The 12,024-nt window shown below is 65.5% G+C and carries 12 protein-coding genes and 1 pseudogene; 3 read left to right on the top strand and 10 right to left on the bottom strand.

All coding sequences use genetic code 11. From position 1 onward, the window contains the following. Positions 1-494: flavin reductase family protein (locus A5906_RS32460; protein WP_245327034.1), on the top strand; the 494-nt coding region annotated here is incomplete at its 5' end. 96 nt (positions 495-590) lie between these two features. Then, positions 591-746 carry a hypothetical protein gene (locus A5906_RS43345; protein ID WP_167523728.1) on the top strand — a complete coding sequence of 52 codons (156 nt, stop codon included), beginning with the start codon at positions 591-593 and terminating at the stop codon, positions 744-746. 56 nt (positions 747-802) lie between these two features. Here the strand turns inward: A5906_RS43345 and A5906_RS32455 are convergent, their stop codons facing one another. Both A5906_RS32455 and A5906_RS32450 read right to left on the bottom strand, forming a co-directional pair. Then, positions 803-1,951, bottom strand: coding sequence for a M20 family metallopeptidase (locus tag A5906_RS32455; RefSeq protein WP_080139216.1), 1,149 nt, complete (start codon positions 1,949-1,951; stop codon positions 803-805). 195 nt (positions 1,952-2,146) lie between these two features. Continuing rightward, the gene (locus A5906_RS32450; protein ID WP_245327033.1) at positions 2,147-3,352 is read right to left on the bottom strand and encodes a vanadium-dependent haloperoxidase; all 1,206 of its coding nucleotides are present in this window, start codon (positions 3,350-3,352) and stop codon (positions 2,147-2,149) included. A gap of 377 nt (positions 3,353-3,729) precedes the next feature. On the opposite strand from A5906_RS32450, the gene A5906_RS32445 reads away from it, so the two are divergent. Continuing rightward, positions 3,730-4,062 carry a GYD domain-containing protein gene (locus A5906_RS32445; RefSeq protein ID WP_080139214.1) on the top strand — a complete coding sequence of 111 codons (333 nt, stop codon included), beginning with the start codon at positions 3,730-3,732 and terminating at the stop codon, positions 4,060-4,062. A 138-nt stretch (positions 4,063-4,200) separates the two neighbouring features. On the opposite strand, the gene flbD is transcribed toward A5906_RS32445, so the two are convergent. The 8 genes and pseudogenes from flbD to A5906_RS32405 all read right to left on the bottom strand — a co-directional run. Continuing rightward, the coding region (gene flbD / locus A5906_RS32440) for a sigma-54-dependent transcriptional regulator FlbD (RefSeq protein ID WP_245327032.1) at positions 4,201-5,534 on the bottom strand (1,334 nt) is incomplete at its 3' end. Positions 5,535-5,573: 39 nt separating this feature from the next. Next, positions 5,574-5,921 (bottom strand): flagellar motor switch protein FliN, encoded by a 348-nt coding sequence (gene fliN, locus A5906_RS32435; RefSeq protein ID WP_080139212.1) that lies wholly within the window; start codon positions 5,919-5,921, stop codon positions 5,574-5,576. Between the two features lie 3 nt (positions 5,922-5,924). Beyond that, positions 5,925-6,548 (bottom strand): FliH/SctL family protein, encoded by a 624-nt coding sequence (locus A5906_RS32430; RefSeq protein ID WP_080139211.1) that lies wholly within the window; start codon positions 6,546-6,548, stop codon positions 5,925-5,927. Beyond that, positions 6,548-7,645 (bottom strand): flagellar motor switch protein FliG, encoded by a 1,098-nt coding sequence (gene fliG / locus A5906_RS32425; protein WP_080139210.1) that lies wholly within the window; start codon positions 7,643-7,645, stop codon positions 6,548-6,550. The genes A5906_RS32430 and fliG overlap by 1 nt, the downstream gene beginning before the upstream one ends. A 17-nt stretch (positions 7,646-7,662) precedes the next feature. Further along, entirely contained in the window at positions 7,663-9,279 is a 1,617-nt protein-coding gene (gene fliF, locus A5906_RS32420; RefSeq protein WP_080139209.1) for a flagellar basal-body MS-ring/collar protein FliF, read from the bottom strand. 181 nt (positions 9,280-9,460) lie between these two features. Next, complete coding sequence (gene sciP / locus A5906_RS32415) at positions 9,461-9,736, bottom strand: CtrA inhibitor SciP (RefSeq protein ID WP_002714638.1); 276 nt, start codon at positions 9,734-9,736, stop codon at positions 9,461-9,463. Positions 9,737-10,129: 393 nt separating this feature from the next. Next, positions 10,130-10,834: a flagellar hook assembly protein FlgD gene (locus tag A5906_RS32410; protein WP_080139208.1), complete on the bottom strand. Its 705-nt coding sequence runs from the start codon at positions 10,832-10,834 to the stop codon at positions 10,130-10,132. Positions 10,835-10,847: 13 nt separating this feature from the next. Beyond that, positions 10,848-12,024: pseudogene (locus tag A5906_RS32405) on the bottom strand (flagellar hook-length control protein FliK); the annotation flags it as partial.

The following is a 12,024-nucleotide window of genomic DNA, read 5'->3' as shown; positions in this document are numbered from 1 at the left end:
TCAGCGTCATCACCGCCGGGCGGGGCAAGGACATCACCGGCATGACGGTGACATCCGTAACCTCGCTGTCGGTCGAGCCGCCGACTCTGCTGGTCAGCATCAACCGTGATGCCTCGTCCTTTCCGCTGATCAAGCGCCACGGCGCCTTCGGCGTGAACATCCTCAATGCGGACCAGCTCGACATCGCCGAACGCTTTGCCGGCAAGGGCGGGCTGAAGGGCGCCGATCGTTTTGCCGGCGCCCAGTGGGTGACGGCAGTCTCGGGCGTCCCGCTGCTGGTCGGCGCGCTCTCGGTTTTCGACTGCGAGGTCGAGGAGATCGTCGAGCGGCATTCGCACGGCATCGTCATCGGCCGCGTCAGGGACGTCAGGAACTCGACGCGCAACGCGGCGCTGGCCTATTGGCACGGCCAGTATGTGGCGGTGGACCAGGACGAAGACGCCGCAAGGCTCGCCGACGTCAGCCTTCCCGCGCGCACCCGGCGCGGCATTTGATCGCCGCCGGCTGGTGCCGCGCAGGCTGGCCTTTTCCGCCTCATCGCTCTAGAAGCGCCCAGAGCCGTCCCGCCGGGACGGCAATGGAGCGGATCGATGAAGCGCGTCGCGACCCTGGCCTTCTACGCGATCGGCGCGCTCGCGATCGCCTATCTCGCGCTCTACGCCTATGCGATGTTCTCGGGACAGCCGATCGTGCCGGGCGATCCCATCCACATTTTCCGCAAGCCCGACGCGCCGAGCTATTCCTGAGTCTGACAACCGTCATTCCGGGGCGCGCGCAGGCGCGAACCCGGAATGACGGGCAATCACCCCCTTAAGATCGCCAGCGCCAGCGCCTGCGCGCGCGGCACGATGCTCTCGATCTCGAGATATTCCTCCGGCGTGTGCGCAAGCCCGCCGACCGGGCCGAGGCCGCAGATGGTCGGCGTGCCCACGGCGGCGGTGAAGCCGGAATCGGCGCAGCCGCCGGAGAACTCGCCCTGCAGCGTGGTGAGGCCGACCTCTCGTGCGGCAGCCTGATAGCCTTCGAACAGTGTCTTCGACTGCGCGCTCTGCACCACCGGCACGAACTCGCCCTTGATCGTCAGCGTCGCGCTGGTGCCCGGCACGTAAGAGGTCGCGACGATCTTTTCGATCGCGCCCATGATCCGCGCGCGGTCGGCCGGATCGACATAACGCAGGTCGATCTGCCCTTCGGCGTAGGGCGCCGTGGTGTTGACGGACTGGCCGCCCGAGACCAGGCCGACATTGAGCGTGATGCCCTTGTCGAGATCGGTCAGCGCGTGGATCTGAACGATCTTGTGTGCGAGCTCGCCGATGGCGCTGACGCCCGCGGCGAAATTGGCGCCGGAATGTGCCGCCTTGCCGGTGATGCCCATGTGCATGAAGATGCCGCCCTTGCGCCCCGTCACGACGTTGCCCGTGGGCCGGCCCGGTTCGGAGTTGAACACCACGCGCGCGGCTCGGCCCTCGCGCTCGATCACGGGCCGCGACGAAGGCGAGCCGATCTCCTCGTCGGAGGTGATCAGCAGCTTGATCGGATGCGGCGAGCCGCCGAATTTGTGGAAGGCGGTCGCCACAAACACGTTCATGACGAGGCCGGACTTCATGTCGGCAACGCCAGGACCGTAGGCGCGGCCGTCCCGGATCGTGAACGGACGCCGTCCGGCCTCGCCCTTGCCGAACACGGTGTCGCGATGCCCCATCAACAGCACCGGCTTTTCGTTGCTGCCTGGCTTTGCCACCTCGGCATGGATTGCATCGCCGAAGGTGCCGTGGCTCTCGCGCCGGAACGGAATGCCGTGCTCGGCGAAGTGCCGCTCGAACCGCGCACCGACGGCATCGACGCCTTCCTTGTCATAGGAGCCGGAATCGATGTTCACCACATCGCGCAAGAGATCGATCATCGCCTGCTTCTGCGACGCCAGCCAGTCCGTGATTTGAGCTTCAGACATATTGACCCTCGTGGTTCTCACGCGGGGTTATAGGGCCTTGCGCGCGCGGGACCTAGTCCCCGGATGCGGTGCGGCCATGTGTTCGGTCCCGTAGCCCGGATGAACGAAGCGATATCCGGGGAAGCCGCCGTGCCGGCACCGTCCCGCATGTCGCTTCGCTCATGCGGGCTACGGCGCTACAAAAAGGCAGCCGGATTACCGGCTTGGCTGCGCCATTGCCTCGACGCCGCGAAGCTGCGTCGCGACGACCAGCGCACCGATCTTCCGGCCCATGTCCTTGCCGACGTCGGTCGAGAACCGGTAGTGAAAGCCGGCCCAGATGCGCGCATTGGAGATTTCGTCGCTATAGTCCTGTAGCCGCGACCATTTCCGTGTGACCCCCGGTGCCGTGGGGCTGGTCAGGGAGAATTCGCCGAAATCTCCGACGACGGTTTGGAGAACGGTCGAAATCGCGGCCGAGACGATGCAGTGTGCGCAGGGATATTCCGGATGCATCGGCGTGTCCCCGAGCGGCAGCCAGGAGGCATCGCGAGGCGTCGCGGCATTCGATGTCAGATCCGCATTGCGGATGGCCGTGATCGGGCGCCAGAAATTGTAGTGGTACTTGGCGTCAAACACGGCAACGATGGCATCGTTGCCGGTGATCGACGTCAACGCGAACAGGCGGGCGCAGTCGACGAGATCCATTCCCTTGGCCAAAGCCGCCTGCCTCACGATGGGATTGTAGGTGCGGGCGCCGACAAAGAACCAGAAGCGGCCGATCGTCGTTTGCTCGGGCGTCCGGGTCGGGCTGCCCCGGCTGCCGACCTCGCGGATCTCGTTGACGTCCCTGGTCCAAACCTCTGAATCGAGCGCGGGCGGCGGTCCTGGGCGGAACTGCGAGCCGGACGCCATGACCCACGGCGTTGTCGCACCCGTGGTCGAGAAGAGCGGGACGACGGTTGGAACATAGGCGCCCGGCGTGGTCAGGGGCCGGTACGTTTCCACGGTGCTGCTGCCATCCTTCGCACGAAGCTGGATGATCTGCGTGGCAGCTTCTTTCCCAAGTGCGATGCCGGCAGTCTTGGACTCTCCGTCGGCAATCGGCGTCAGCGCGTTCGTCAGCGTCGCGTCCAGGTCAGGCTTGAGATCCGGATAGATCGACAGCAGCACATCGTGAGCCGCAACCGACGCTGCGGCTTCCCGCGAGGTCGAACGGTCCGCGGACAGCGAGAGCTTGTATGACGCGTAGCGGTGCTCGATCGCATTGACGGCCTCGAACATCGCAACATGCATCATGGACAGCGCGCGGCTGTGCGGTGCCGGAGGAATTTGCTTCTCGGCAGCGATCGAGTCGGCTTTGGCATTCCAGTCCATGATCACATCGGCGCGTGCAAGCGTCACCGAGGCGGCGAGCAACATTGGGATCATCGATAGGCGGGAGATCGTCCACGAAGAGGATTCCATGGCTTGCCCTTTCGAGTTGAAGGACGTTTGAGAAGGCGGACGCGGTCCGCGGCGGACATCACCTCCGAAATTCTATCGATCCCGATACGTAACGATAGTGAACTGCTTCACTCGCGGCGGCACGATAATCGCGCCCCAAATGGGTAGGCTTGGCTTACCGTTCGCGCCGCGTTGCGGAGTTGGCTATAGTCCACACAAGCTGCCAGTTGGACGTGCCGAGGTCCGCAGCTCTATTTTCAAGGCAGCTCGCATGCCGTCGGCAGGCCGTGCCTTGCTCTCGTTCGGAGAGCTCTTTCCAAGTCTGATCGCTCTAACATAGACGGAGAGAAAACATGCCGCTGTTCATCTCGTACGTCTCATACTCAAACGCGGGCATCAAGGGAATGGTCGACAAGCCGATCGATCGTACCTCGGTCATCGGTGCGCTGGTCGAGAAAGCCGGCGGAAAGCTCCAGGGAGCTTTCATGACGACTGGTCAGCACGACGCAGTGCTCGTCACGGAGTTTCCCGACGGCTCTGATGCGATTGCGATTGGGATGGCTGCCGCCGCCAGTGGCGCCGTTTCCAAGGTCGAAACCGTGCGCGCCTGGAAGATGGGCGAATTCAAGAGCATCGCGGAAAAGGCCGCGAAGCTCGCGAGCTCCTATGTCCCGCCGGGCAAATAGTTCGGGCGGATCGCGACATGATCGGGCCCGGAACGCCTGCGGCGCTCCGGGCCTTTTTGCAGACGTCGAGCTGGAAGATCAGCGCTCACCCCATGGCCGGCATGCGCGGATACTCACCCGGCGTGCCCGCCGGCGGGNGGGATCGGGATGCCGCCGTCGGCATATTCGTTGAGCTTGTTGCGCAGGGTGCGGATCGAGATGCCGAGAATATTAGCGGCGTGGGTGCGGTTGCCGAGGCAGTGCTTCAGCGTTTCCAGGATCAGGTCGCGCTCGACGTCAGCGACGGTGCGCCCGACGAGTGCGCGCGTCACCTGCTCGGCGGCCATGGTGGCATGCGCCACGGCGGGAGCCGTCTTGGCGAGGTCGAGGCGGTCGCCGTCCGGGGTGATGATCGCGTCGGGGCCGATCTCGTCGCCCTGCGCCATCAGCACCGCGCGGTGCATGGTGTTCTCGAGCTCACGGACGTTGCCCTGCCAGCGGTTCGTCGAGAGAACGCGGCGCGCCTCCGCCGAGATCGGGCGCATCGGCACGCCGTTGGCCTCGGCATATTTCTTCACGAAATGCTGGGCGAGCTCGAGGATGTCGGCCGGGCGCTCGCGCAGCGGCGGGATCTTCAGGTTGACGACGTTGAGGCGGAACAGCAGGTCCTCGCGGAACGTGCCCTCACGCACGGCTTCGGCGAGGTTGCGGTTCGAGGTCGCGATGATGCGGATGTCGACGGGGACCGGCTTGGTGCCGCCGACGCGGTCGATCACGCGCTCCTGGATGGCGCGCAGGAGCTTGGATTGCAGGCGGACGTCCATCTCGGAGATTTCGTCGAGCAGCAGCGTGCCGCCGGTCGCCTCCTCGAACTTGCCGATGCGGCGGGCGACGGCACCGGTGAAGGCCCCCTTCTCGTGGCCGAACAGCTCGGACTCCAGCAGGTGCTCGGGGATCGCGGCACAGTTGATCGAGATGAACGGCCGCTTGGCGCGGGCCGAGCGGGTGTGGACGTAGCGGGCCAGCACTTCCTTGCCGGTGCCGGACTCGCCGGTGATCATCACCGAGGCGTCGGAACCCGCGATCTGCTGGGCGAGCTTGATCACCTTCGCCATGGCGTCGTCGCGATAGACGAGCTCGCGGGAATCGTTGGCGACCGCGGCGAGCACCGCGGCGATCAGCTCCGGTTCCGGCGGCAGCGGGATGTATTCCTTGGCGCCGGCGTGGATCGCGGCGACCGCGGCGCGGGCGTCGTTGGTGATGCCGCAGGCGACGATCGGAGCGTGGATGTGCTCGGCCTCCAGCCGCATCACGAGATCGCGGATATCGAGGGCGACGTCGACCAGCAGGAGGTCGGCGCCCTTGCCGCCGCGCAGGACGCGCATCGCCTGCTCGTGATCCTCTGCGTGGGTCACTGTGGCGCCGTTCTCCATCGCGATCTTGGTGGCGGTGGTGAGCTGGCCCTTCAAGGTGCCAACGATAAGAAGCCGCATGTCAGTCTCCTGTCCGTCTGGTCGCGCTGCCGCGCGTTATCACGTGCGTTCGGTCTTGATGATTTCGGTCATGGTCACGCCGAGCTTGTCCTCGACCAGGACGACCTCGCCGCGGGCGACCAGCTTGTTGTTGACGTAGATGTCGATGGCTTCGCCGACGCGCCGGTCGAGCTCGAGCACGGTACCGGGCCCGAGCTTCAAGAGCTCGCCGACGTCCATCTTGGAGCGGCCGAGCACGGCCGAGACCTGCACCGGCACGTCGAACACGGCCTCCAGGTCGGCGGCGGCGCGCGCCGCATATTCGTCCTCGTTGTAGCCGACGTCCGCGGTCGGCGGCATCGGGCCGTTGAGATCGGGCAGCGGGACCTGTCCGTCGGTGTCGCTCATGGTTTAGCTCCCCCTGCGGGACGCGATATAGCGTCCGACCATTTCGTCGATCTTGGCCGCGATGGCGCCGCGCTCCAGCACGACGCCGCCATCGGCCCATTCGATCCGGCAGTCGCCGGTGGCAATTTCCGGCTCGGCAAGAATCACCAGCCGGCCTTCGAAGCCGCTCTGCTTGGCGAGCCGTTCGATCTTCTCGCGCGCGCTGTCGTAGAGTGCATCGTTGATACGGACGACGAGATGCGGCGTGGCGACCAGATGCGAGAAGCAGTCCTTGACCAGCGCGACGATCTCGCCGAGCGGCTCGGCCGCGACGAGGTCGGCGCACAGCTTGCGCGCCACCGCGACCGCGACGTCGACCGCCTCGGTCTCCATCCTGGTTTCGATGTTGCCGATGCCGGAGGCGATGCCCCGGATCGCGATGTTGATCTCCTCCATGGCGAGCGCGACGCGGCGGTCGCTCTCGGCCTTGGCCTCGCGCTGGCCGGCGGCAAAACCGTCCTGATAGGCGCGCGCCTCCGCTTCCGCGATCTTCTGCGCGATCTCGGCGGCGGTGGCGGCCTTCTCACGCGGCGACCGCTCGGGCGCCGCGAAGTCGGTATCGAACAGGAATTTTGCCGGAGCGGCCATCAATACACCAGTTCGTCGTCGGCGCGGTTCTTGGTCAGCATGATCTCGCCCTTGGCGGCGAGGTCCTTGGCGAGGTTGACCAGCAGCGCCTGGGCCTCGTCGACGTCGCGCAGACGCACGGGGCCCATCGCCGCCATGTCGTCCTGGAGCATTTTGGCCGCGCGCGAGGACATGTTGCCGAAGAAGAAGTTGCGGACGTCCTCGTTGGCGCTCTTCAGCGCGACGCCGAGCTTGTCCTTGTCGACGTTGCGCATCAATGTCTGGGCCGAGCCGGAATCCAGCTTCACGAGATCGTCGAAGGTGAACATCAGCGCCTTGATGCGCTCGGCCGATTCCCGGTTCTCCTCTTCCAGCGAGGTGATGAAGCGGGTTTCGGTCTGGCGGTCGAAATTGTTGAAGATTTCCGCCATCACCTCGTGGGCGTCGCGGCGGCGGGTCTGCGACAGGTTCGACATGAATTCGGTGCGCAGCGTCTTCTCCACGCTTTCGATCACCTCCTTCTGCACCGCCTCCATCTTCAGCATGCGGTTGACGACGTCGAGCGCGAGATCCTCGGGGAAGATGCCGAGCACGCGCGCGGCATGCTCCGGTTTCAGCTTCGACAGCACCACCGCGATGGTCTGCGGGTATTCGTTCTTGAGGTAGTTGGCGAGGACCTCTTCCTGCACGTTGGAGAGCTTCTCCCACATGTTGCGCCCCGCGGGGCCGCGGATCTCGTCCATGATGCCGTTGACGCGCTCCGGCGGCAGGTATTGCTGCAGCAGGCGCTCGGTGGCGTCGAAATTGCCCATCAGCGCGCCGGAGGCCGACATGCGCGAGACGAATTCGAGCAGCATGTCCTCGACCGTGTCGACCTCGACGGTGCCGAGCGTCGACATTTCCAGCGAGAGCTGACGGACCTCGTCGTCGTCGAGCAGCGACCAGATCTTGCCGCCATACTGCTCGCCCAGCGCCAGCATCAGGATCGCGGCGCGCCGCGGCCCGGCCAATTGCTCGGGACCCTTGCCGTCCTTGGCGCGGGTGCCGGCACGCTGGCCCAGCGTGGAGATCACGCTGGTGATGTCGTTGGAGTTTGCATTCTGCAGGGAAGCGGCCATGTCAGTTCACTTCTCGATCACTTCGTGGGTTCCGCCAGCCACTGGCGGATGATGGCGACGGTTTCGTTGGGGTTGCGCTCGGCGAGCTCGCCGACGCGGTGAACGGATTGGGCGTGGACCTGGCCCTGGATGGTGGCGACGTCGATCGCGGAGGCGGCGCCGCCGGGCAGCAGCGCCTGTCCGCCGGCGGCGGGCGCAGTCTCTTCCGAGGTGGACGGGCCGGAGAGGACGCCGGAGATGGCGGCGGCGACTTCGTCCGAGGCGAGGATGCGCTTGACCAGCGGGCGGATCACCATGAACAGCACGACGAGGCCGAGCAGCATCATCACGCCGAGCTCGACGAAGTACATGAGGTCGTCCTTGGTGAACTGCAGCATGCCGAGGAAGCCGCTGGGCTCACCAATTGGGGCGGTGGAGGGGGCGTCGGCGAAGCGCAGGTTCACAACCTCGACCTGGTCGCCGCGCTTCTGGTCGAAGCCGATCGCCGAGCGCACCAGCGTGGCGATGCGATCGAGCTGCTCCTTGGTGCGGTCCGTGTAGGCGAGCTCGCCCTTGTCGTTCTTGGTGTAGATGCCGTCGACCAGCACCGCGACCGAGATGCGGTTGACCCGGCCGGCCTCGGTCACCTCGGTCTTGGTGGTGCGGGAGATCTCGTAATTGTTGGTCTCCTCGGTCTTCTTGCTCTGGTCCTTGGCCGCGACGCCGTTGTTCTGCTGGTTGCCGGGCAGCTCGTTGTTGACGGTGACCTGGCCGTTGGTGTCGGCGGTCATGCTGCTTTCTTCGCGGGTCTGGCTCGAGCGCAGCACGCGGCCCTCGGGGTCGAACTTGTCCGAGGTCTGGGTGATCTTGTTGAAATCGAAATCGGCGGAGAGCTGGACGCGGGCCCGGCCCGAGCCGACCACCGAGGAGACGATGTCCTCGACCTGCTTGCGCATCCGCTTCTCGAAGGCGGTGCGGCGTTCGTCGCCGAGGGCCTGCTCCGGATCGGTCTGGGCGCCGTCGGCGAGCAGCTGGCCGGCCTCGTCCACGATCGAGACCCGCTGTGGCTTCAGCCCGTTGACGGCGGAGGCGACGAGATGGCGGATGGCGCGGATCTGCTGGGCTTCGAGTGAACCACGGACGCGCACCACGATCGAGGCCGACGGCTCTGGCGCCTCGCGCGCGAACAGGGGGCGCTCGGGCAGGACCAGGTGGACGCGGGCGGCCTGGATGCGGTCGATGGCGCGGATGGTGCGGGCGAGCTCGCCTTCCAGCGCACGGAGATGATTGATGTTCTGGACGAACGAGGTGGTGCCAAGCGCATCCGATTTGTCGAACACCTCGTAGCCGACGCCGCCGCCCTTGGGCAGGCCGCCCTCGGCGAGCTTCATCCGCAGGCGCGTGACCTTGTCCTTGGGCACCATGATGATGGAGCCCTCATTGCGGATCTCGAACTGGATGCCTTGGCGTTCCAGGTCCTTGATAATGCTGGAGGAATCTTCGACGCTGAGGTCCGTGAACAGCGTCGTCATCTGCGGCGTGGTGACCCGCATGATGACGAACGCGAAAAAGCCGATGAGCGCGGCGGTGACCGCGATCATCGCCCCGAACCGGGCGGCGCCGATACTTTTTAAGAAGTCCGCAAGACCTTGCAAGCAACCGCCCCGACAGATTCGACCCGCATTCCAAGAGCGGTCGAGTGGGCAATTATTGCCTAGGTGATGGTTTCGATATGGTTAACGAAGGTTAAGAGGTCGGACAAAAGTCGCGTCATGAAAAAAACGGCCTCGCGGGGCGAGGCCGATTTTCGTCAAAAGCCGCAGATTTCCGGATCGCTTACTGGCGATATTGCTGGATGCGGGTGGTGCGAAGACCCGCCAGACCGTGCTGGTCGATGGAAAACTGCCAGGAGAGGAATTCGTCGACCGTCAGGGTATAACGGCTGCAGGCCTCCTCGAGGGAGAGAAGTCCGCCACGCACAGCGGCGACGACCTCGGCCTTGCGGCGGATGACCCAGCGTTTGGTGCCGGGCGCGGGCAGATCTGCGATCGTCAGCGGACTGCCGTCCGGCCCGATGACGTATTTTACCCTCGGGCGATGGGGTTCTGTCATGGCGTACTCACAAACTCTCAACCACTGAACTCACGCCGTAACCGTAACCCCGGCGGCTTAAAAATCCGCTAAGCCTAAGGCTTCAATACAATTCTCGTTGAAACTTGCGGGAACGCGGCCGGCCTGGCGGGCGAAACAGCATGGTTCGGGCCGGCCGGGCGGGCAGAAGGTAAATACTTTACTAACAAACGGGGCTGCGGTGGTGTCGCAAGGCCCCCAACCGTCGTCCTGGCAAAGGCCGGGACCACCCCTACCGCGTGATCTAACAATCAGACGCAGGTAGCAGTACCAAGAATGACTTCCTGACCACTGGTCTTCGCCAAACTTTTCCCTGTGGTTATGGATCCCGGCCTTCGCCGGGATGACACCGCATGTATGGCTCGGCCCGTACCCTCAATTGCTCGTCGCGATAATGCTCTTCACCTGGCTCAGCGTGTAGCTGGCGCCGTCGATGGTCAGCAGCGGCGGCGACTGGGTCAGGTCGACCGACGACACAGTGCCCTGCACCTGCGCGGCGATGCCGACATTGTTGTTCGCGACGTCCTTGCCCGTGGCCGAGATCGTGTACTTGCCGTCCGGCCATTGCGTGCCGTCATTGCCCTGGCCGTTCCAGGTGAAGGGAATGTCGGTGCCGGCGGAGGCGGTGTATTTGCCGGTGAACACGGTCTGGCCGCTGGAATTGGCAACGGTGATATCGACGGTGGAGTCCGAGGGCACGTTGAGATGCCAGGTCGCCGACGAGTTCTTCATGGTCGCGGTCGAGCCGTCGACGAGAGCGGTCTTGCCGACGAAGCCCAGCGCCTGGGTCGCCTGCGTGGTCTGCTGCAGGGTGACGAGCTGGGCCAGCGAGTCGTTGGTCTTGAGCTGCTGCTCGACGCCGGCGAACTGCACCAGCTGCTGGGTGAACTGGTTGGTGTCGAGCGGATCGAGCGGGTTCTGGTTCTGCAGCTGCGTCGTCAGCAGCGTCAGGAAGGTCTGGAAGTTGCCGGCGAGCGTCGAGCCCGTGCTCGAACTCATGCTCGAGTTCGATGAGGATTTCGGGATGTCGGTCGTGCCGGAGACGACGGCGGGCGCGGTGGCGGCATTCGTGGTGGTCATTGGCGAATACTCCTCACACTCTGATGTCGACGCCGCTGCTCGATCCGAGCATGCGGCCGTAGCCGCGCCCCACGGGCGCTACGGGAACGTTGTCGTCCTCGCTGATGATCAGCCGGCGGGCATTGCCGCCATTGTCGTTGTTCTGGCCGGACTGCTGGCCCGACGAATTCTGGTCGCGCAGGCTGAAGGAGAGCCCGTTGCTGCCGGTCTTGAAGCCGGCATCATCGAGCGCGCGCTGCAATTGCGGCGCGTCCTGCCGCAGCATCTGCAGCGTCTCCGGCTTCTCGACCGTGAGATGCGAGCTGACCTGGCCGTTGCGGTCGACATTGATGCGGACGTCGATGCGGCCGAGATCGACCGGATCGAGGCTGATGTCGAAGCGCGTCTTGCCGGCGCGTGCGGCGGCCGCGATCTCGATCGGTACGGCGTTGATCGGCACCGGCGCTGAAGTCGCCGCGGTCGCGGTCAGCGTTGCGGTCGAGGCGGTCGCAGCCGAGGTCGTCGCGGTCAGCGGCGCCTGCACGGCAGCGGCGGCCTGCGCGCTGCTGTCAGTCGCGTTGAAAGCTGCTTGCGCATTGGCATGGGCGTGGGCGGCTGGTTCCGCCGGGATCGCATCGGCGGTGCGGTCCGCGGCACCTGGCTTTGCGTCGGCCCCGCTGCCATCGGCCTGCGGCTTGGCGGCTTGCGGATGCGCGGTTGCGTTGGTCGCGGTCACCGCTGCCTGCGGTGTGGCCGCGCTGGTCTTGCCCGCGTCCTGGCCGATATTGGAGATGTCGGTCTGCGCTTGCGCGGTGGCGGCGGCCTTGAACAAGGTTTTTGGCGTGCCCTGGTCCACGACGGCGATCAGTCCGCCATTGGTCTTGGCATCGGTCGCGGTCGCCGTGCCGTCGGTGGGGGCTGTCACGGCATCGGCCAGCGTCGCCGAGGTGTCGGCATCGACCTTTGCGCCGGCGGTCTTGGCGCTCTTGTCGCCGGGCGTCGCGGTATCGGTCTTGGTGCCCGCGATCTGCGCCGCGGTGGAGGCGCTGGCGGCAATGCCGGCGGCGGCGATCGTCAGCGGCGAGGTGGCGGCATCGGCGGCCTGGTTTGCTGCCGCATTCGGATCGACCGGCACGACAGGCGCGGGCGTTGCCACCACGGCGCCGGGATCCGGCGCAGCCACCTGCGTGGCGTCGACTTGCGCGGCGGCC

Source organism: Bradyrhizobium sacchari, from assembly GCF_002068095.1.
GTDB lineage: Bacteria > Pseudomonadota > Alphaproteobacteria > Rhizobiales > Xanthobacteraceae > Bradyrhizobium > Bradyrhizobium sacchari.
Note: the sequence above shows the minus strand (reverse complement) of the source record. Positions and strands in the feature narration are given on the sequence as shown.

Excerpts from the sequence above, each read along its gene's own strand:
- A5906_RS32445 (WP_080139214.1), top strand. The coding sequence starts at position 3,730 with ATGCCGCTGTTCATCTCGTACGTCTCATACTCAAACGCGGGCATCAAG.
- A5906_RS32410 (WP_080139208.1), bottom strand. The coding sequence starts at position 10,834 with ATGACCACCACGAATGCCGCCACCGCGCCCGCCGTCGTCTCCGGCACG.
- sciP (WP_002714638.1), bottom strand. The coding sequence starts at position 9,736 with ATGACAGAACCCCATCGCCCGAGGGTAAAATACGTCATCGGGCCGGAC.
- A5906_RS32455 (WP_080139216.1), bottom strand. The coding sequence starts at position 1,951 with ATGTCTGAAGCTCAAATCACGGACTGGCTGGCGTCGCAGAAGCAGGCG.
- fliN (WP_080139212.1), bottom strand. The coding sequence starts at position 5,921 with ATGAGCGACACCGACGGACAGGTCCCGCTGCCCGATCTCAACGGCCCG.
- fliG (WP_080139210.1), bottom strand. The coding sequence starts at position 7,645 with ATGGCCGCTTCCCTGCAGAATGCAAACTCCAACGACATCACCAGCGTG.
- A5906_RS43345 (WP_167523728.1), top strand. The coding sequence starts at position 591 with ATGAAGCGCGTCGCGACCCTGGCCTTCTACGCGATCGGCGCGCTCGCG.
- A5906_RS32430 (WP_080139211.1), bottom strand. The coding sequence starts at position 6,548 with ATGGCCGCTCCGGCAAAATTCCTGTTCGATACCGACTTCGCGGCGCCC.
- A5906_RS32450 (WP_245327033.1), bottom strand. The coding sequence starts at position 3,352 with ATGTTGCTCGCCGCCTCGGTGACGCTTGCACGCGCCGATGTGATCATG.